The sequence below is a fragment of the Serratia sp. GW822-FHT06E05 genome, from assembly GCF_058799445.1.
This window is the reverse complement of record NZ_JBXALM010000010.1, coordinates 1-18,421: the sequence shown is the minus strand read 5'-3', so window position 1 is coordinate 18,421 and position 18,421 is coordinate 1. Positions and strand designations below refer to the sequence as shown.

Below are 18,421 nucleotides of genomic sequence, written 5' to 3'. Positions count from 1 at the left end.
GCACCCGCATATGCTATCATCCCGCGCTTGCCGCACGCCCCTTTTGAGTTATGTTCACTATGCAAGAGCCTGTTTTTCGCGTTGGAGAATGGTTAGTTACTCCCGCAGACAACAAAATAAGCCGTGACGGGCGCCAACAGACGTTGGAGCCTCGCCTGATCGATATGCTGCAATATTTCGCCCGGCATCCGGATGTGGTGCTGAGCCGAGATGAGCTGATCGATAATGTATGGAAACGCAACATCGTCACCAATCATGTGGTGACCCAGAGTATTTCCGAGCTGCGCAAATACCTGAAAGACGGCGACACCAATAGCCCGGAATACATTATCACCGTACCCAAACGCGGCTATAAGCTGGCTGCACCGGTCATGTGGTGTGAAGGGGACGATGTGGCAACGCCTGCGGTGCCGCAGGTTGCGGTGATCATGCATGAGCCGGAAGATGGCAGCGACGGCAGTGAAGAAGACGAGGTAGCCTATGAGCCGCCCAAACCAACCAAGACAAAAACGCCGTCGGTCACCTCAACCCCCCGTTTTTATCGCCAATCAACATTCTGGGTATGGCTGGCATTTCTTGCTGCGTTGAGCGCCTGTGTGGTGTTTGTTGCCATCGCGACCTTGTCGCAGCGCATACCGGAATCCACCATGCCGGTGCTGATGAACCCGCGTGATATCGACATCCGTATTCAGGGCGGTAACAGTTGCAGCAACTGGACGCCGCAGCTCTCTTATGTTGTTGGCCTGAGTGAAGTGGTGACGGACTCGCTGAATACTTACTCGACCTTCCTGGTGCATGATCAGACCAATTACAACTACACCGGACCCAGCAGTTCGGGTAAGTCTCTGACCATTGAGTTCGTCAATCAGCGCCATTATCGCGCTCAGCAGTGTTTCCTGTCGGTGCGTCTGGTGAACAACGCGGACAGTTCCATCATGTTGGATAAGCGTTACTTTGTGACCGATGACAACCAGCTAAAAATTCAGGAAGATTTCCTCAGCAGTCTGTCTACTGCTCTTAAGCAGCCCTGGCCGCCGCAGTTGCAGCAGCGCCTGACCCAGCTTTTGCCGAATTCCGGCCCGGCTTTGCAACAGTATTATCAGGCGCACCAACTCTTGATTCAGGGGGATAACGACTCACTGACCCATGCGAGTAATATGCTGGCGGATATGATAAAAATTACGCCGGATTTTATTTATCTCTCTGCAGAAAAAGCGCTGGCCGATTTATTGCGTAACTCTTATCAACCCTTTGACGGCGTACAATTGGCGCAATTGCAGGCTGAAATCGCTCGTTTGAATACGCTGCCGACGTTAAAAGACAGCCCGATTATTCAGCAAATACATACGATACAAGCGCTGGGGCAGGGGAATACCGATGAGGCCCACCAGGCAATTGATAAGGGCATTGAATTACAGATGTCCTGGATGAATTATGTATTGCTGGGTAAGGTTTATGAAATGCAGGGCTATAACCATCTGGCAGCTGATTCCTATATCACCGCCTTTAATCTTCGTCCTGGAGAAAATACGCTGCATTGGATCAGTAATGCCGTATTTCACACCTCAATTAACGCCGTCGTTCCCTATCTCAATAACTATACTCAAGGCGAATAACCTTCGATAACACCGCTGACTCAATATCTTGAGTGGCGGTGTTATTTATTGTGCCGATTTTGTTAAATTAAATAAATGTATCGGTTGGTGATTTATTCTCTGTTGTTCACGTTTGTAGGTGAAAAATAACACACTTACCCTGCTGTTTTTTAATGATATTTATCTTTTTTTGATGCCGTGTTTAGCTCTTTATTTGTTAATGGAAAACCTCAAGTTATCATTTGTATGATCATGACCGTAATATCACTTTATCTTTAGGACTTTACTGACGCCATTCTTTAGCATCCTGACCATCAAGTCCGGTCATTAGCAAAACTGCATAACGACCTGGACTTATAAGAAATCAAAATCAGGAGAAACTGACCATGGCTTCATCCAAGAAAATCGGGCTTATTGCCTGCACCGGTGTTGTTGCCGGTAATATGATGGGGAGCGGCATTGCATTATTACCCGCGAACCTGGCAAGTCTCGGATCTATCGCTATTTGGGGATGGGTAATATCCATTATTGGTGCGATGTCGCTGGCCTATGTATATGCTCGCCTGGCCACCAAAAATCCTCAACAGGGCGGTCCCATTGCCTACGCGGGTGAAATTTCCCCGGCGTTTGGTTTCCAAACCGGTGTGCTTTATTACCATGCGAACTGGATCGGTAATTTGGCCATCGGCATCACCGCGGTTTCTTATCTTTCTACCTTCTTCCCTGCACTGAATAATCCGGTACCGGCAGGTATTGCCTGTATTGCTATTGTTTGGGTGTTTACCTTTATTAACCTGCTGGGCGGTTCATGGGTCAGTCGTTTGACGACCATGGGACTGGTATTGGTGCTGATCCCGGTGATTGTGACTGCGACAGCAGGCTGGCATTGGTTCGACGCTGCAACCTATCAAGCTAACTGGAATACCTCCGGTACCACTGATTTCCATGCCGTAATCAAAAGTATCCTGCTGTGCCTGTGGGCGTTTATCGGCGTGGAATCTGCCGCAGTAAGCACCGGCATGGTGAAAAACCCGAAACGTACCGTACCGCTGGCAACCATGCTGGGGACTGCGCTGGCTGGGATCATCTACGTTGCAGCAACTCAGGTCATCAGCGGTATGTATCCTGCGTCTGAGATGGCGGCTTCCGGTGCACCGTTCGCTATCAGCGCCTCTACCATCATGGGTGGCTGGGCTGCGCCAATGGTTTCTGCCTTCACCGCCTTTGCCTGCCTCACTTCACTTGGTTCCTGGATGATGCTGGTTGGTCAAGCTGGGGTACGTGCCGCCAACGACGGTAACTTCCCGAAAGTTTATGGTGAAGTCGATAAAAACGGCGTGCCGAAAAAAGGCCTGCTGCTGGCAAGCTGCAAAATGACTGCGCTGATGGTGCTGATTACGGCCATGAGCTCCGGCGGCGGTAAAGCTTCCGACCTGTTCGGCATGTTGACCGGTATCGCGGTACTGCTGACCATGCTGCCTTACTTCTACTCCTGCGTAGATCTGATCCGCTTCGAAGGTGTCAATATCCGTAACCTGCTGAGCCTGATTGCCTCGGTGCTGGGTTGTGGCTTCTGCTTCATCGCACTGATGGGTGCCGACTCGTTCGAACTGTCCGGTACCTTCATCATCAGCCTGATCATCCTGATGTTCTACGCCCGCAAAATGAATACCCGTCAGACCGCCAAAGCCAACGGTGTAGCCCTCGACGGCAACACGACGGCCAAAGCGCACTAAGCACGCACTGACCCACTTCTTAATTTAGCCCCTTGCAGTAATTGTCACTCGTGATGGCAAGGGGCTCGCTTTACCTGGAGAAATGATTATGAACGTTATAGCTATCATGAACCACATGGGTGTCTACTTTAAAGAAGAGCCTATCCGCGAACTGCACAAAGCATTGGAAAGCCTGGACTTCCGCGTTGTCTATCCTAACGATCGCGAAGACCTGTTAAAGCTGATCGAGAATAATGCACGCTTGTGCGGGGTGATTTTCGACTGGGATAAATACAACCTCGAGTTGTGTGAAGAAATCAGCCAGTTGAATGAATATATGCCGCTGTATGCATTTGCCAATACGCATTCAACCCTGGATGTCAGCCTGAACGATCTGCGCATGCAGGTGCGTTTCTTTGAATATGCGCTGGGTGCGGCTACCGATATCGCTGCCAAGATCAAACAAAACACCGATGAGTACATCGATACCATCCTGCCACCGCTGACCAAAGCGCTGTTCAAATATGTGCGTGAAGGCAAATACACCTTCTGTACTCCAGGCCACATGGGGGGCACCGCCTTCCAGAAAAGCCCGGTCGGTAGCCTGTTCTACGATTTCTTTGGCGCCAACGCCATGAAGTCCGACATTTCTATTTCGGTTTCCGAGCTGGGTTCACTGCTGGACCACACCGGTCCGCACAAAGAAGCTGAAGAGTATATTGCCCGCGTATTCAACGCTGAACGCAGCTATATGGTGACTAACGGTACTTCTACCGCCAACAAAATTGTCGGCATGTACTCCGCACCGGCCGGCAGCACCGTATTGATTGACCGTAACTGCCACAAATCGCTGACCCATCTGATGATGATGAGCGATATTACGCCAATCTACTTCCGCCCAACCCGTAATGCTTACGGCATTCTCGGTGGTATCCCGCAGAGTGAGTTTGCCCGTGACACCATCGCCAAACGTGTTAAAGAAACACCAAACGCGACCTGGCCAGTGCATGCGGTAATCACCAACTCTACCTATGACGGTCTGCTGTACAACACCGATCATATTAAGAACGCGCTGGATGTGAAATCTATTCACTTTGACTCCGCCTGGGTGCCTTACACCAATTTCCACCCGATCTACAAAGGCAAATGCGGCATGAGCGGCGGCCGTGTGGAAGGGAAAGTGATTTATGAAACCCAATCCACCCATAAACTGCTGGCGGCGTTCTCGCAGGCTTCGATGATCCACGTGAAAGGCGATATCAACGAAGAAACCTTCAACGAAGCCTACATGATGCAAACCACCACTTCACCGCACTACGGTATCGTGGCATCTACCGAAACTGCTGCGGCGATGATGAAAGGCAATGCCGGTAAGCGTTTGATTAACGACTCTATTGAACGTGCTATCAAGTTCCGTAAAGAAATCAAACAGCTGAACGTTGAGTCCGAAGGTTGGTTCTTTGACGTCTGGCAGCCAGAACACATCGATCAGGCTGAATGCTGGCCGCTGAAGTCTGACAACGCCTGGCACGGCTTCAAAAATATCGACGATGAACATATGTATCTCGACCCGATCAAAGTCACTCTCCTGACCCCAGGGATGAGTAAAGAGGGTGAAATGCAGGAGTTTGGTATCCCGGCCAGCCTGGTTGCTAAATACCTGGACGAGCACGGTATCATCGTTGAGAAAACCGGCCCATATAACCTGCTGTTCCTGTTCAGCATCGGTATCGACAAAACCAAAGCCCTCAGCCTGCTGCGCGGCCTGACTGATTTCAAACGTTCGTTCGACCTGAACCTGCGGGTGAAAAACATGCTGCCGTCACTGTACAAAGAGGCGCCTGAGTTTTATGAAAACATGCGCATTCAGGATCTGGCGCAGAACATTCACAACCTGGTGGTTGAGCACAACCTGCCGGATCTGATGTACCGCGCATTTGAAGTGCTGCCAACCCTGGTCATGAACCCGTTCAATGCGTTCCAGAAAGAGCTGCACGGTGAAGTGGAAGAGGTTTATTTGGAAGACATGGTCGGCAAGGTGAATGCCAACATGATCCTGCCATATCCTCCAGGTGTTCCACTGGTGATGCCAGGTGAAATGCTCACCGAGGAAAGCCGTCCGGTACTGGAGTTCCTGCAAATGCTGTGCGAAATCGGCGCGCATTATCCGGGCTTCGAAACTGATATCCACGGCGCTTACCGTCAGGCGGATGGACGTTACACCGTGAAGGTGTTGAAAAACGATAAATAACTGAAATAACGGGGAGGCGTTTACGCCTCCCTTTTGTCGTTCACCGACTGATGGGAGAAAACCATGAAAACACCCTCACAGCCGCGCGCAATCTACTATGTCGTAGCCATACAAATTTGGGAATATTTCAGCTTTTACGGCATGCGTGCATTACTTATTCTCTATCTTACTCATCAACTTGGTTATTCCGATAGCCGCGCTATCAGCCTTTATAGCGCCTATGCCTCTCTGGTTTACGTCACGCCGATCCTGGGCGGCCTGCTTGCCGATCGCCTGCTGGGCAACCGCGTTGCGGTAATCGCCGGGGCGGTACTGATGACGCTGGGCCACATTGTCCTCGGTCTGAGCGCCGTCTCGACACATTCACTCTATCTGGCCCTGGCGATCATCATCTGCGGCTACGGCCTGTTCAAATCCAATATCAGCTGCCTGCTGGGCGAGTTATACCAACCGCAAGACTCGCGCCGTGAAGGGGGCTTTTCGCTGCTGTATGCCGCCGGCAACGTGGGGTCGATTCTGGCACCCATCGCTTGTGGGCTGGCGGCAGAGCGCTATGGCTGGCACGTCGGTTTTGCGCTGGCGGGGATCGGCATGCTGGCAGGGCTGGCCATCTTCCTGTTTGGCAGCCGTCATTTCACCCATACACGCGGGGTGGATCGTGCGCAGATGTGCGCCAACACCCTTAAGGTACCGAACTGGGTGTGGCTAAGCGCCATGCTGTTGTTGGCCCCCTTGTTCTTTACCTCGCTGTTTATTTACGGTCTGGCGGGGCAATTACTGATGCTGGTGTGTGCCGCTGCGGTGGTAATGGTGGCGCGGATTATGATCCGGGCTACGAGAGAGCAACGCCGTGGACTGTGGCAGATCGTTATGCTGATGCTGCTGGGTACTTTGTTTTGGGCTTTCGCTCAGCAGGGCGGCAGTTCCATCAGCCTGTTTATCGATCACTATGTCGATCGCCAATGGTTTTCCTGGACGGTGCCGACGGCATTGTTCCAGTCAGTGAATGCCTTTGCCGTGATGTTTGGCGGTGTGATGTTGGCCTGGCTTGTACGAGGCAACGGCAGCGGTAGCCGTACGCTGCGTATTTGGGGGAAATTCGCCTTTGGCTTGCTGCTGATAGGCGTCGGTTTCACCCTGATGGCGCTGAATGCCCGCTACGGTCAGGGATCGATGTTCCTGATGATCGCCGGGCTTTCCGTGATGGGGCTGGCCGAATTGTTCATCGACCCGGTCGCCATGGCGCAAATCACCCGGTTGAATATCCCAGGCGCTACCGGGGTACTGACGGGGATCTATATGCTGACCACCGGCTCGATAGCAAATTATCTGGCGGGCATTATCGCGGGGCAAACAGCGGAAGATCCGGCAACCGGAGCGACCGCACAGGCCTACGCGCACCTGTTCTCACAAATCGGCTGGTGGGCATTGGGTTGTACTGCCGCAGTGATTGCGGTGTTGGCCATGTGGTGGTTGCTGACCGGCCGCCACCTGCGTGCGGTTAATGCTTGATTGATGGTATTGCGGGGGGTAACGTGCAGCTATCTGGACGTTATTAAGCCTAATCAATGAATAGCAATCAATTATCTGGACAGCTTGCCCGTCAGTTGGGAGCGCGCCGGCACTTGCTGGTGGCATTCAGCGGCGGGCTGGATTCCAGCGTACTGCTGCACTTGCTGGTGCAGTTGCGTCAACAGCTGCCGGAGTTGCAGCTACGCGCGGTACACGTGCACCACGGCCTGAGTTCTTTTGCCGATCGGTGGGTAGAACACTGTCGCCAACAATGTGCCGCCTGGCAACTGCCATTGGCGGTGCAATATGTGCAGGTCGACAGCCGTCAGGACGGCATCGAAGCCGCGGCCCGGGCGGCGCGCTATTCCGCTTTTGCTGCCACGCTGGCCGCGGATGAAACCTTGCTCACCGCGCAACACCTTGACGATCAATGTGAAACCTTTCTTTTGGCGTTAAAGCGCGGCAGCGGCCCGGCGGGCCTGTCGGCAATGGCTGCGCAAACCTCATTGGGAAATAACGGCTTGTTACGCCCATTGCTGGGCAGTTCCCGGCAGCAGTTGGAAGCCTATGCCCAGCAGCATCAGCTCAGTTGGATTGAAGATGACAGTAACCAGGACTCGCGCTTCGATCGCAACTTTCTGCGCCTGCAGGTATTACCACTGTTGAATCAGCGCTGGCCGCATTTTGCTGCCGCGACGGCGCGTAGCGCCAGCCTGTGTGCCGAGCAAGAGCAACTGTTGGATGAGCTACTGGCAGAGCAGTTGCACTCGTTGCTCGATGAAGAAAATGCGCTGGCGATTGACGGTTTGTTGGGATGCTCGCCGGCCCGACGTTTTGCTTTGTTACGCCGTTGGATCGCAGCACGTGGCGCAAGCATGCCCTCACGCGAACAGTTGCAGCGTCTGTGGGACGAAGTGGCGCTCAGCCGTGAAGATGCCGAACCTCAGCTACAGCTGGGGCAATATCAGATCCGTCGTTTCCGTCGGCGCCTATACCTGTTGCCTTTGATGGCCGAACTACGCCAAACCTGCTTGCCGTGGTCGTTATCAGAGCCGCTGATGTTGCCGGATGGATTGGGTGAGCTGGTGAGTGGGGAAGGCGATATTGTCCTGCACGCTCCGCAGCCACTGCAAAAAGTGAGCGTTCGCTTTAGCGCTCAGGGCAAGCTCCGCATCCTCGGGCGCACGCATTCCCGGCCGATCAAAAAACTGTGGCAAGAGTTGGGTATTCCACCGTGGCAGCGTGAGCGTACTCCTTTGATCTATTATGATGACCAACTTATCGCTGCGCTGGGCGTTTTTGTCAGCGAGGCCGGACAACCCGCCGAGGGGCAGCAACCCCTGCGGCTGCAGTGGCGTAAAAAATAATAAGAGCGTAAGGAGCAATGATGAAATTTGTGAGCGCAATAGCGGTGTTGGTTGGTTTGTGCAGTTTGCCGGCCATGGCGGCGGGGGATGCGGCGGCAGGCAAGGACAAATCTGCCAGTTGCATGGCATGCCACGGCGCCGAAGGGAAGGTCTCGGTGCCAATGTATCCTAATTTGGCTGGGCAAAACGCCATGTACCTGGAGCATGCGCTGCAGGCTTATAAGAAAGGCGAACGTAACGGTGGCCAGGCAGAGGTGATGAAAGCCTATGTTTCAGCGCTGTCCGATGACGATATTGCCGATCTGGCAGCTTACTATGCCAGCCTTAAACCCTAACCAGCCTGAAGCTCTAAATGACGAGGGCAGCCGTTGGGCTGCCCTGTTGGGATGGCGTTACCGAAAAATCAGTCAGACAGGCTGACGACCACGGTACCGATTTCCGGATGACTGAAACTGAGGATGTGATCCAGACGCAAGCTGATAGCATTGCCGGCCTGATCGATAATCAGGTACTCAACGCCCTTGGTAAATTTCAGCTCGGTGGCTTTGCCTTCGAGTTTATCTCCGTCGCGTAACTCCAGCTTCAGTATGTAGTTATGCTGACAGGCGAGTTCCAGGCTTTCATAGTCATCGCAATTGATGGATTGGTACTCATCATTCATCAACATAGTCGCTCACCAATAAGTTAGCGGCAGCAAAAGCCGCCTGTTCCCTAACGGAGGACGGTAGCGCGTTATCCGCAGCAACTTCGTCCAATGCCTTTAATACACATGCTAACGCATCAGGCACGTAGCCGCGATCACCACTGCCGATCTCGGCGTAAAAACGGCGTACTAACTCACAGTATTGTTGCACAGTTTCCTCCCTTAAGAACCTCTGCGTCATCGAAACCCTTTAGCGATGAGGCGCAGGCTCTCGGAGCTTGACTCTATCCTAGACGACTATAGCACAGCTATTCTGGAGTTATTAGCACCTGCGCGCGGCTTTCGCACTGCGCTTTGCCTGGCAGCGGTTGGGCCAAATCAAGTACACTGTCGCCTGATAATTATGAGGTCACCCATGGCGCTGAAAGCTACCATTTATAAAGCCACGGTCAATATCGCTGATATGGATCGTCATTTCTACCACGACGCCACGCTTACCCTGGCCCAACACCCTTCCGAAACCGAACAGCGCATGATGCTGCGCCTGCTGGCCTGGATTTGCCACGCCGACGAGCGCCTGGTATTCACCAAAGGCCTGAGTGCTGAAGATGAACCGGAAATCTGGCAGCGTAATGACCATAACGGGCTGGAAATGTGGATCGAAATGGGTCTGCCTGATGAGAAGCGCATCAAGAAAGCCTGTAATCAGTCTCCGCGAGTGGTGCTTTACGCCTACGGGGAGCGTGCCGGCCACGTATGGTGGCAATCGATGCAGAGCAAAGTGGCAAACCACAAAAACCTAAGCATCCGTTTCCTGGATGATGAACAATTAAGCAAGCTGGCGGCCTTGGCCAGCCGTAATATGACGCTGCAGGCCACGCTGCAAGAGGGAACTATCTGGCTTTCTGACGCTCAGAATAGTCTGGAAATCCAGTTTGCCGAATGGCAACAGGCGCAGGTGTGATCGGTGCTGGAACTGTCGAGAAGCGTTGCCATACCGGATAACGAGCTGGAATTGACGGCGATCCGTGCGCAGGGTGCGGGTGGCCAGCACGTGAACAAAGCCTCAACGGCCATCCATTTGCGCTTTGACATCCGGGCATCCAGCCTGCCAGAGTATTATAAGGAAAGGCTGCTGGCCCTGAATAATCATTTAATTACCGCCGATGGGGTGGTGATTATTAAAGCGCAGGAATATCGCAGCCAGGAATTAAACCGTGAGGCGGCGTTGGCCAGATTGGTGGCGCTGATTCAGCAGGCGATGGTGGTGGAAAAAGCGCGCAGAGCGACCAAGCCCACGAAAGGGGCTAAATTACGTCGGCTGGAAGGCAAAGTACGTAAAGGCGCAACGAAAGCGCTGCGCGGCAAAATCCACACTTAAGGATACATGGACACAGTAGGAGAATAGCTGTGAAGAAAATAACAATAGCCCTGTTTTTAGCGGCAGGGGCACTCTCATTATTGGGATGTAATAATCAATATCAGCCAAAGGAACAGCCTCTACAGGCAATGCAGCAAAGTTATCAGGGCGTGTTGCCTTGTGCAGACTGCGGCGGCCTGGATACTTCGCTGTTCCTGGATGAAGACGGCACTTTCGTGCTGCAGGAAACCTATCGTGATACCAAAGACGGCGACCAGACTTTCGCCGACTACGGTAAGTGGGCACGAACCGCCGATAAGTTGGTGCTGACGGACAGCCGTGGCGACAAACGCTATTTCCGGCCCGCCGGCAAGAGCCTGGAAATGCTGGACCAAAGCGGTGCGGTTATCGAGTCCAAATTGAATTATCGTCTGGATCCGGTAGAGAAAGCCTTGCCTAAAACGCCGATGGCGCTGAAAGGCAGCTACACCTACATGGCGGATGCGGCGGTGTTTAAAGACTGCGCCACGGGCAAGACGTTCCCGGTAGACAATACCATTGCGTTGGAACAAGGGTATGCCAAAGCCTACAAAACGCCGGGTGAACCGGTCTTCCTGACGTTGAATGGCCACTTCAGTGTTCAGCCGTCAATGGAAGAAGGGCAGACTGAAAAGGCGCTGGTGCCGGACGGTAAACTCGTTTTCGACCGCAGCAAAAATTGCGACAGCAAATAACGACCATAAAAAAACCCGCCTAGGCGGGTTTTTGCTTTCTGTCTCTGCGGATCAGCGTTTGATCTGCCCCAGCAGGAAATCAACGATTTCGCCGGTTTTGATCATTTGCTTCTCGCCGACACGGCGGTTTTTGTACTCAATCTCTTCGCTGTCGAGGTTACGGTCGCCGATAACGATAGAGTGCGGCACGCCAATCAGTTCCATATCCGCGAACATCACGCCTGGACGTTCTTTACGGTCATCGAGGATCACGTCGATGCCATGGGAACGCAGGGTGTTGTACAGCTCTTCCGCCAGCGCCTGCACGCGGAAGGACTTGTGCATATTCATTGGCAGAATGGCAACCTGGAACGGGGCGATAGCATCTGGCCAGATGATGCCGCGATCGTCATGATTCTGTTCGATAGCCGCCGCCACCACGCGAGTGACCCCAATACCGTAGCAGCCCATGGTCAGGACCTGATTACGGCCGTCTTCACCCTGAACCGTCGCCTTCATTGCTTCCGAGTACTTGGTACCGAGTTGGAAGATATGGCCCACTTCGATACCGCGTTTGATCAGCAATGTCCCTTTACCGTCCGGGCTGGTATCGCCATCGACCACGTTACGGATATCAGCAACCTGTGGTTGCGGCAAATCACGCTCCCAGTTGATGCCGAAGTAGTGTTTACCGTCAATGTTGGCACCGGCGCCAAAATCGCTCATCGCCGCGACGCTGCGGTCGGCTACGACCGGAAGCTGCAGATTGACCGGGCCGAGTGAACCCGGGCCTGCACCGACAATGGCGCGGATCTCTTCTTCGGTGGCGAAGGTCAGTGGAACGGCAACCTGTGGCAGCTTCTCGGCTTTCACTTCATTCAGTTCGTGATCGCCACGCACCAGCAGAGCAACCAGCTTGTGGCCGCTTTCTTCTTTAGCACGAACCAGCAGCGTTTTGACCGTTTTCTCTATAGGCAGTTGGAATTGCTCTACCAGCTCGGCGATGGTCTTGGCATTCGGCGTATCTACAATGCGCAGTTCTTCGCTGGCTGCGGCACGTGGCTGAGCCGGGGCAACCGCTTCTGCCAGTTCGATATTGGCAGCAAAGTCGGAACCGGTGGAAAACACGATATCGTCTTCACCGCTGTCGGCCAGTACCTGGAACTCGTGTGAGGCGCTACCGCCGATAGAGCCGGTATCGGCATCCACTGCACGGAAGTCCAGGCCCATGCGGCTGAAGATTTTGCTGTAGGCTTCGTACATCGCATCGTAAGTCGCCTGCAGGGATTCCTGCGAGGTGTGGAACGAGTACGCGTCCTTCATCAGGAATTCACGCGAACGCATCACACCGAAACGAGGGCGGACTTCATCGCGGAACTTGGTCTGAATCTGGAAGAAGTTCAGCGGAAGTTGCTTGTAAGAGCTGATCTCGTTGCGGATCAGATCGGTGATCACTTCTTCGTGCGTTGGACCCAGTACGAATGGGCGATCGCCGCGATCGACAAAGCGCAGCAGTTCAGGACCGTACTGCTCCCAACGGCCGCTTTCCTGCCACAGATCGGCAGGCTGTACTACCGGCATGCAAACTTCGATCGCGTTAGCATTGTTCATTTCTTCGCGAACGATGTTTTCAACCTTTTTCAGAACGCGCAGGCCGGTAGGCAACCAGGTATAAAGACCGGAGGCAAGCTTGCGAATCATCCCGGCGCGCAGCATCAGCTGGTGGCTGATCACTTCGGCATCGGCAGGTGTCTCCTTCAGAGTGGAGAGCAGATATTGGCTAGTACGCATGGTGTTTTGGTTCCGTTAGAACTGCAAATTGCAACCGGCTGCCAGTAGTAGGGCAGCCAAAATTTTCGAAAGTGATTTAGTTTACCAGTGCGAGCAGGTTGTCAAAAGAGAGACGGTGGAATTTTAACGCAGGTCGAGTGACAACACCTCGGTTTGCTGATCCACCACCCGCCAGCGCACGTTGAAATCCAGCAGCCAGACGGCATAATCCCGTTCCGCCTGTTGCCCCTTGCGGTAAGCCGGACGCGGATCCTGAGCCAGCACCTGAGTGATAAACCGACGAAGCTGCGGATAACGCTGCTGATGTTGCAGCAACTGCTGTTCCGCCTCGGCCGTAAAGCTCACCGGCATATCGCCGGCTGGTGCGGCTTGGGCAAATCCGGCGCGTGCCTGCGGCTGGCTTTCGGCAAACGGCAGGTAAGGTTTGATATCTACCACCGGCGTGCCGTCAACCAGATCCAGGCTGCCTAATTCCAGTACTACCTCAGCGCCTTGAATGCGCACGCCTTTTAATTCGATCAGCGACATGCCGAGCGGGTTGGGGCGAAAGGTCGAGCGGGTTGCGAAGACGCCCATCCGGGCATTACCGCCCAGACGAGGAGGGCGAACGGTTGGCCGCCAGCCACCTTCCAGGGTTTGATGGAAAATGAACATTACCCAAAGATGGCTGAAGTCGCTAAGGCCGCGTATTGCTTCCGGCTGGTTATAAGGAGGCAGCAGCACCAATTCGCCGCCACCGTCTTCGACTAACCCCGGCTGGCGGGGTACGGCGAATTTTTCTTTATACGGTGAACGAATAGTGCCGATCTGATTGAAAACAAACTCGGTCATTTGGACGAAACGTTAAGCGCAGAGCCCTGGCAAATGGCCTGTTGGTAACAGCCGGCAACGCCGCTGACAATCTGGCAGTCATGCAGCAGCACGGCATTGGCCTTCATGTAGGACGCGCGAATTTGCATACGCTTACGGGCGGTGGCCAGATTGGGTGGGGAATCCTGTACTGTCGTCTGGCAAGATTCGCCGGAGACTTCACCCAGATCGCGGAATGGCTTACCTACTAATTCTTCTGCACTTTTGTACAGTTTAACCGGTGCCGGACGTGCTGCTGGCGTGGTTTTTGCGGGTGTGGTCGAGACCGGTTTGCTGGTGCTGCTTGTTGAAGGTGGCGCGAAACGCTGCGACGAACACCCTGCAAGCGCGAGCGCTAACAAACAGAGAGGTAAAGCACGCATTGAGATTCCTCTGCCTTGATGGAATATGTGAGTGGCGCTATTGAAGCAATCTATGGTGGAAATAACAAGACGGGCCGGAGCCCGTCTAGATTTCTGACAAACACCCGAAAAACGTGGTTTTCGGGTGTTTGGGGTAATGCAGAGAATATAATCCTTTGTTTTTATTAGTACTAAATGGTTGCATTAGTCGCAAAGGATTTTATTAACAGTGTCTGACGGGCCGGAGCCCGTCTTGCAATTATAGGAATAAATTCGGTAATTAATGATTACCAGCCTTTAACTGCACCACCGTTAAAGATTTTGTTGGCTGCTTCGTTCACTTCGTCAGACTGATAGGCCTGAACGAATTTCTTCACGTTTTCCGCGTCTTTATTGTCTTCGCGGGCAACCAGCAGGTTCACGTAAGGTGAATCTTTATCTTCAACAAACAGGCCGTCTTTTGCCGGTGTCAGGCCAATCTGGCTGGCGTAAGTGGTGTTGATCACCGCCAGCGCGATTTGCTGATCGTCCAGAGAGCGTGGCAGTTGCGGCGCTTCCAGCTCGACTAGCTTCAGGTTTTTCGGGTTTTCAGTCACGTCCAGCACGGTCGGCAGCAGGCCAACACCGTCTTTCAGTTTGATCAGGTTAACCTTCTGCAGCAGCAGCAGAGAGCGGCCCAGATTGGTTGGGTCGTTTGGCAGCGCAACCTGAGAACCGTCTTTCAGTTCGTCCAGAGATTTGATCTTCTTGGAGTAACCGGCAATCGGGTAAACGAAGGTGTTGCCGACCGGTACCAACTTATAGCCGCGATCTTTGATCTGCTGATCCAGATACGGTTTGTGCTGGAAGGCGTTCAAATCGATGTCGCCTTTACTCAGTGCTTCGTTCGGCAGCACGTAGTCGTTGAAGGTCACCAGTTCGACGTCCAGACCGTATTTTTCTTTCGCCACTTTTTGCGCGATTTCAGCAACCTGCTGCTCAGCACCGACAATGACGCCGATTTTGATATGGTTCGGATCTTTTTCTTCCTGACCGCAGCCTGCCAGAGCCAGAGTACCGATCAGTGCGCCGATTGCCGCGATGGATTTAAATTTTAACGACATATCCCTTCCTCATTAGACTCGCATTTGAAATACGCTGTGTGAGCGCAGTTGCTGTAAAAACTATTTATGGGTGACGGCTTTGACGATCCGATCACCGCAGAACTGAATCAGATAGACCAGCACCACCAGTAATACTAATACGGTATTCATTACTGTGGCGTTATAACCTATATAACCGTACTGATAACCGATCTGCCCCAGCCCGCCGGCACCTACCGCACCGCCCATGGCGGAATAACCCACCAACGTGATCAAGGTAATGGTGGCAGCGTTGACCAGGCCCGGTAGGGCTTCCGGTAAAAGCACCTTTTTGATGATTTGCATCGGGGTTGCGCCCATTGCGCGGGCAGCTTCCACCAGGCCAGAAGGGATCTCCAGCAGGGCGTTTTCTACCATACGGGCGATAAAGGGCGCTGCGCCGACCGTCAGCGGCACGATAGCCGCCTGCAGGCCGATAGAGGTACCGACGATCATCCGCGTAAAGGGAATCATCCACACCAGCAGGATAATGAACGGAATGGAACGGAACACGTTCACTAACCCGGACAGCGTCCTGTATAGCGTATTGTTGGCGGCGATTTGCCCCGGGCGAGTCACATACAACAGCACACCAACCGGCAAGCCAAGTACGAAACCGAAGAAGCCGGAGACAAAGGTCATCATGACGGTTTCCCACACGCCGCGCGCCATTAGCCAAATCATTGCCTCAGACATAACCCAGAACCTCTACTTTTACCTGATTTTCCTGCAGGAACTTAATCGTTGCCAGCGCATCTTCATCGCTGCCGTGCAGCTCTGCCAGCATCACGCCGAATTTAACGCCGCCGGCGTAATCCATCTGGGCGCTGATGATATTGTTGTTGACGTTGAAACGGCGAGCCGCTTCTGACAGCAGCGGCGCATCAACGGACTGGCCGGTGAATTCCAAACGCAACAGCGGCTGACGGCCACCGCTGCGTTCCGGAGCCAGACGCTTGGCATAATCATCGGGGATATCCAGATGCAATGTGGATTGAATGAACTGCTGGGCCAACGGCGTTTTCGGATGAGAGAACACTTCGCTGACGCTGTCTTTTTCAATCAACTGCCCCTGGCTGATGACCGCAACCTGATCGCAGATGCGTTTCACCACGTCCATTTCATGGGTGATCAACAGGATGGTCAGGCCGAGACGACGATTAATGTCTTTCAGCAGTTCCAGAATGGAACGGGTAGTGGCTGGATCCAATGCGCTGGTGGCTTCGTCACACAGCAGGACTTTCGGTTGGCTTGCCAGCGCACGGGCAATCGCCACGCGTTGCTTCTGGCCGCCGGACAGATTGGCCGGGTAGGCGTCGTGTTTGTCCGACAACCCGACCAGTTCCAGCAATTCGGTTACGCGCTTTTTGATTTCAGCCCGTGGGGTGTTGTCCAGCTCCAGCGGCAGCGCAACGTTGCCAAATACCGTGCGGGAAGAAAGCAGGTTGAAGTGTTGGAAGATCATGCCGATTTGGCGGCGTGCGCGTGTCAGTTCGCTTTCAGACAGCGAGGTCAGATCCTGTCCGTCAACCAACACCTGGCCGGACGTCGGGCGCTCAAGCATGTTGGCGCAGCGGATCAGCGTACTTTTACCGGCGCCTGATGCACCGATAACGCCATAAATTTGCCCGGCAGGGACGTGAAGAGTCACGTCAGAGAGCGCGCTAATGGTGCGCGAACCCTGCTGGAACACTTTGGTGATGTTAGAAAGTTTAATCATATTCTTCTTATTTTAGCGTGGTTGCCCGTGGCTAGATAAAAGTAAACCTTGGCGTGGACCAAGGTATAAATCAGATGTTAAGGCGTCTAGACGTCTAAGTCAACGATCAACGCTGTTCTCTGCCGTTCTCAGTACCGGGTAAAACATGCGATACTGTCCGGGTTTTCAGGCCCTCAGGAGCAAACCGGTGACACAAAGCGTTCCAGCAATTTTCCTCGATCGTGACGGCACGATTAATGTCGATCATGGCTACGTCCATGAAATCGATAATTTCCACTTTATAGATGGCGTGATCGACGCCTGTCGCGAACTTAAAAAGATGGGCTTTGCTTTAGTATTGGTGACCAACCAGTCTGGCATTGCGCGTGGCAAGTTCAGCGAAGACCAATTTATGTACCTGACGGAGTGGATGGATTGGTCGCTGGCCGATCGCGATGTTGACCTGGACGGTATCTATTTCTGTCCGCATCATCCTGAAGCAGTAATAGAAGAGTACCGCCAGACATGCGACTGCCGTAAACCTGAGCCGGGCATGCTGTTGCAAGCGCAGCAAGAATTGAACATTGATATGGCCGCTTCTTATATGGTGGGTGACAAACCGGAAGATATGCAGGCGGCAATAGCGGCAGGTGTCGGTACTAAAGTTCTGGTGCGCACCGGTAAGCCGGTCACTGAACAAGGTGAGAAACTGGCGGATTGGGTGCTAAATAGCCTGGCAGACCTGCCAGAAGCCATCAAAAAGCGGGTTTAATAGACGTTGTGCATGAATAGTGAGCTGTCAGATAAAAAGTGAATATTAATCCTTGTCATTCTGAACCGGCTCCCTATAATGCGCCTCCATCGACACGGAACATGTGAACAACTTCACAGAGTCTCCGGGGTTCGAAGAGAAAAAATCCTGAAATTTAGGGGTTGACTCTGAAAGAGGAAAGCGTATTATACGCCACCTCGAGATAGCAAGCTACGGCGGCTAACTCACTGCTCTTTAACAATTTATCAGACAATCTGTGTGGGCACTCCACAAGACGATATCCAGAACCTTCGGGTTCAAAAAAATATCAAGTCTTGAAGAGTGACCAAGCAGTAATTCATTTAGTTGAATTATTACGAAAGTTATTTTCGAGCATCGCTTCACGAGTTGAAGCAAATCAAGCTTTTAATTGAAGAGTTTGATCATGGCTCAGATTGAACGCTGGCGGCAGGCCTAACACATGCAAGTCGAGCGGTAGCACAGGAGAGCTTGCTCTCTGGGTGACGAGCGGCGGACGGGTGAGTAATGTCTGGGAAACTGCCTGATGGAGGGGGATAACTACTGGAAACGGTAGCTAATACCGCATAACGTCTACGGACCAAAGTGGGGGACCTTCGGGCCTCATGCCATCAGATGTGCCCAGATGGGATTAGCTAGTAGGTGGGGTAATG

18 protein-coding genes and 1 rRNA gene are annotated in these 18,421 nt (G+C 53.1%); 11 read left to right on the top strand and 8 right to left on the bottom strand.

The window, feature by feature from the left end:
* The first annotated feature begins 59 nt into the window (after window positions 1-59).
* The 6 genes from cadC to AC1RKC_RS19825 all read left to right on the top strand — a co-directional run bounded on the left by cadC (window position 60) and on the right by AC1RKC_RS19825 (window position 8,775).
* Window positions 60-1,616 (top strand): lysine decarboxylation/transport transcriptional activator CadC, encoded by a 1,557-nt coding sequence (gene cadC, locus AC1RKC_RS19850; protein ID WP_261138824.1) that lies wholly within the window; start codon window positions 60-62, stop codon window positions 1,614-1,616.
* 365 nt (window positions 1,617-1,981) lie between these two features.
* A complete protein-coding gene (gene cadB, locus AC1RKC_RS19845; RefSeq protein WP_020828345.1) occupies window positions 1,982-3,331 on the top strand; it encodes a cadaverine/lysine antiporter in 1,350 nt (449 codons plus the stop codon).
* Window positions 3,332-3,419: 88 nt separating this feature from the next.
* Window positions 3,420-5,561, top strand: coding sequence for a lysine decarboxylase CadA (locus tag AC1RKC_RS19840; protein ID WP_020828344.1), 2,142 nt, complete (start codon window positions 3,420-3,422; stop codon window positions 5,559-5,561).
* Window positions 5,562-5,624: 63 nt separating this feature from the next.
* On the top strand, window positions 5,625-7,073 hold the full coding sequence (gene dtpD, locus AC1RKC_RS19835) for a dipeptide permease DtpD (RefSeq protein ID WP_048759154.1): 1,449 nt from the start codon (window positions 5,625-5,627) through the stop codon (window positions 7,071-7,073).
* Window positions 7,074-7,129: 56 nt separating this feature from the next.
* Window positions 7,130-8,440 carry a tRNA lysidine(34) synthetase TilS gene (gene tilS / locus AC1RKC_RS19830; protein ID WP_493092770.1) on the top strand — a complete coding sequence of 437 codons (1,311 nt, stop codon included), beginning with the start codon at window positions 7,130-7,132 and terminating at the stop codon, window positions 8,438-8,440.
* 17 nt (window positions 8,441-8,457) lie between these two features.
* Window positions 8,458-8,775, top strand: coding sequence for a c-type cytochrome (locus AC1RKC_RS19825; protein ID WP_162838000.1), 318 nt, complete (start codon window positions 8,458-8,460; stop codon window positions 8,773-8,775).
* Between the two features lie 68 nt (window positions 8,776-8,843).
* On the opposite strand, the gene rof is transcribed toward AC1RKC_RS19825, so the two are convergent.
* Together rof and AC1RKC_RS19815 are read right to left on the bottom strand one after the other, a co-directional pair.
* Window positions 8,844-9,101 (bottom strand): Rho-binding antiterminator, encoded by a 258-nt coding sequence (gene rof / locus AC1RKC_RS19820; RefSeq protein ID WP_234530279.1) that lies wholly within the window; start codon window positions 9,099-9,101, stop codon window positions 8,844-8,846.
* Window positions 9,094-9,294 (bottom strand): YaeP family protein, encoded by a 201-nt coding sequence (locus tag AC1RKC_RS19815; RefSeq protein WP_041415645.1) that lies wholly within the window; start codon window positions 9,292-9,294, stop codon window positions 9,094-9,096. The genes rof and AC1RKC_RS19815 overlap by 8 nt, the downstream gene beginning before the upstream one ends.
* Window positions 9,295-9,498: 204 nt before the next feature.
* Between AC1RKC_RS19815 and AC1RKC_RS19810 the strand changes: the two genes are divergently transcribed.
* The 3 genes from AC1RKC_RS19810 to nlpE are packed head-to-tail and all read left to right on the top strand — an operon-like array spanning window position 9,499 to window position 11,177.
* Window positions 9,499-10,047 (top strand): YaeQ family protein, encoded by a 549-nt coding sequence (locus AC1RKC_RS19810; protein ID WP_020828338.1) that lies wholly within the window; start codon window positions 9,499-9,501, stop codon window positions 10,045-10,047.
* 3 nt (window positions 10,048-10,050) lie between these two features.
* Complete coding sequence (gene arfB, locus AC1RKC_RS19805; RefSeq protein ID WP_261136648.1) at window positions 10,051-10,464, top strand: alternative ribosome rescue aminoacyl-tRNA hydrolase ArfB; 414 nt, start codon at window positions 10,051-10,053, stop codon at window positions 10,462-10,464.
* A 29-nt stretch (window positions 10,465-10,493) separates the two neighbouring features.
* Entirely contained in the window at window positions 10,494-11,177 is a 684-nt protein-coding gene (gene nlpE, locus AC1RKC_RS19800; RefSeq protein ID WP_044553096.1) for an envelope stress response activation lipoprotein NlpE, read from the top strand.
* Between the two features lie 51 nt (window positions 11,178-11,228).
* On the opposite strand, the gene proS is transcribed toward nlpE, so the two are convergent.
* The 6 genes from proS to metN form a co-directional block, all read right to left on the bottom strand.
* Entirely contained in the window at window positions 11,229-12,947 is a 1,719-nt protein-coding gene (gene proS / locus AC1RKC_RS19795) for a proline--tRNA ligase (protein WP_116691870.1), read from the bottom strand.
* A gap of 123 nt (window positions 12,948-13,070) precedes the next feature.
* Window positions 13,071-13,778 (bottom strand): tRNA (N6-threonylcarbamoyladenosine(37)-N6)-methyltransferase TrmO, encoded by a 708-nt coding sequence (tsaA, locus tag AC1RKC_RS19790; RefSeq protein ID WP_020828334.1) that lies wholly within the window; start codon window positions 13,776-13,778, stop codon window positions 13,071-13,073.
* Window positions 13,775-14,179, bottom strand: coding sequence for an Rcs stress response system protein RcsF (gene rcsF / locus AC1RKC_RS19785; RefSeq protein ID WP_020828333.1), 405 nt, complete (start codon window positions 14,177-14,179; stop codon window positions 13,775-13,777). Before rcsF ends, tsaA begins: the two co-directional genes overlap by 4 nt.
* A gap of 266 nt (window positions 14,180-14,445) precedes the next feature.
* Entirely contained in the window at window positions 14,446-15,261 is an 816-nt protein-coding gene (locus AC1RKC_RS19780; protein ID WP_020828332.1) for a MetQ/NlpA family lipoprotein, read from the bottom strand.
* A gap of 60 nt (window positions 15,262-15,321) precedes the next feature.
* Window positions 15,322-15,975, bottom strand: coding sequence for a methionine ABC transporter permease MetI (locus AC1RKC_RS19775; RefSeq protein ID WP_020828331.1), 654 nt, complete (start codon window positions 15,973-15,975; stop codon window positions 15,322-15,324).
* Window positions 15,968-16,999 (bottom strand): methionine ABC transporter ATP-binding protein MetN, encoded by a 1,032-nt coding sequence (metN, locus tag AC1RKC_RS19770; RefSeq protein WP_020828330.1) that lies wholly within the window; start codon window positions 16,997-16,999, stop codon window positions 15,968-15,970. Before metN ends, AC1RKC_RS19775 begins: the two co-directional genes overlap by 8 nt.
* A gap of 187 nt (window positions 17,000-17,186) precedes the next feature.
* On the opposite strand from metN, the gene gmhB reads away from it, so the two are divergent.
* Both gmhB and AC1RKC_RS19760 read left to right on the top strand, forming a co-directional pair.
* A complete protein-coding gene (gmhB, locus tag AC1RKC_RS19765) occupies window positions 17,187-17,750 on the top strand; it encodes a D-glycero-beta-D-manno-heptose 1,7-bisphosphate 7-phosphatase (protein WP_048759140.1) in 564 nt (187 codons plus the stop codon).
* A gap of 406 nt (window positions 17,751-18,156) precedes the next feature.
* A 16S ribosomal RNA gene (locus AC1RKC_RS19760) occupies window positions 18,157-18,421 on the top strand; the annotation flags it as partial.

Bases quoted from the DNA above. Each gene is read 5' to 3' on its own strand.
- rof (WP_234530279.1), bottom strand. From the start codon at position 9,101: ATGAATGATGAGTACCAATCCATCAATTGCGATGACTATGAAAGCCTG.
- AC1RKC_RS19810 (WP_020828338.1), top strand. From the start codon at position 9,499: ATGGCGCTGAAAGCTACCATTTATAAAGCCACGGTCAATATCGCTGAT.
- metN (WP_020828330.1), bottom strand. From the start codon at position 16,999: ATGATTAAACTTTCTAACATCACCAAAGTGTTCCAGCAGGGTTCGCGC.
- AC1RKC_RS19775 (WP_020828331.1), bottom strand. From the start codon at position 15,975: ATGTCTGAGGCAATGATTTGGCTAATGGCGCGCGGCGTGTGGGAAACC.
- tsaA (WP_020828334.1), bottom strand. From the start codon at position 13,778: ATGACCGAGTTTGTTTTCAATCAGATCGGCACTATTCGTTCACCGTAT.
- tilS (WP_493092770.1), top strand. From the start codon at position 7,130: ATGAATAGCAATCAATTATCTGGACAGCTTGCCCGTCAGTTGGGAGCG.
- cadB (WP_020828345.1), top strand. From the start codon at position 1,982: ATGGCTTCATCCAAGAAAATCGGGCTTATTGCCTGCACCGGTGTTGTT.
- proS (WP_116691870.1), bottom strand. From the start codon at position 12,947: ATGCGTACTAGCCAATATCTGCTCTCCACTCTGAAGGAGACACCTGCC.
- AC1RKC_RS19780 (WP_020828332.1), bottom strand. From the start codon at position 15,261: ATGTCGTTAAAATTTAAATCCATCGCGGCAATCGGCGCACTGATCGGT.
- rcsF (WP_020828333.1), bottom strand. From the start codon at position 14,179: ATGCGTGCTTTACCTCTCTGTTTGTTAGCGCTCGCGCTTGCAGGGTGT.
- cadC (WP_261138824.1), top strand. From the start codon at position 60: ATGCAAGAGCCTGTTTTTCGCGTTGGAGAATGGTTAGTTACTCCCGCA.
- AC1RKC_RS19840 (WP_020828344.1), top strand. From the start codon at position 3,420: ATGAACGTTATAGCTATCATGAACCACATGGGTGTCTACTTTAAAGAA.
- AC1RKC_RS19825 (WP_162838000.1), top strand. From the start codon at position 8,458: ATGATGAAATTTGTGAGCGCAATAGCGGTGTTGGTTGGTTTGTGCAGT.
- dtpD (WP_048759154.1), top strand. From the start codon at position 5,625: ATGAAAACACCCTCACAGCCGCGCGCAATCTACTATGTCGTAGCCATA.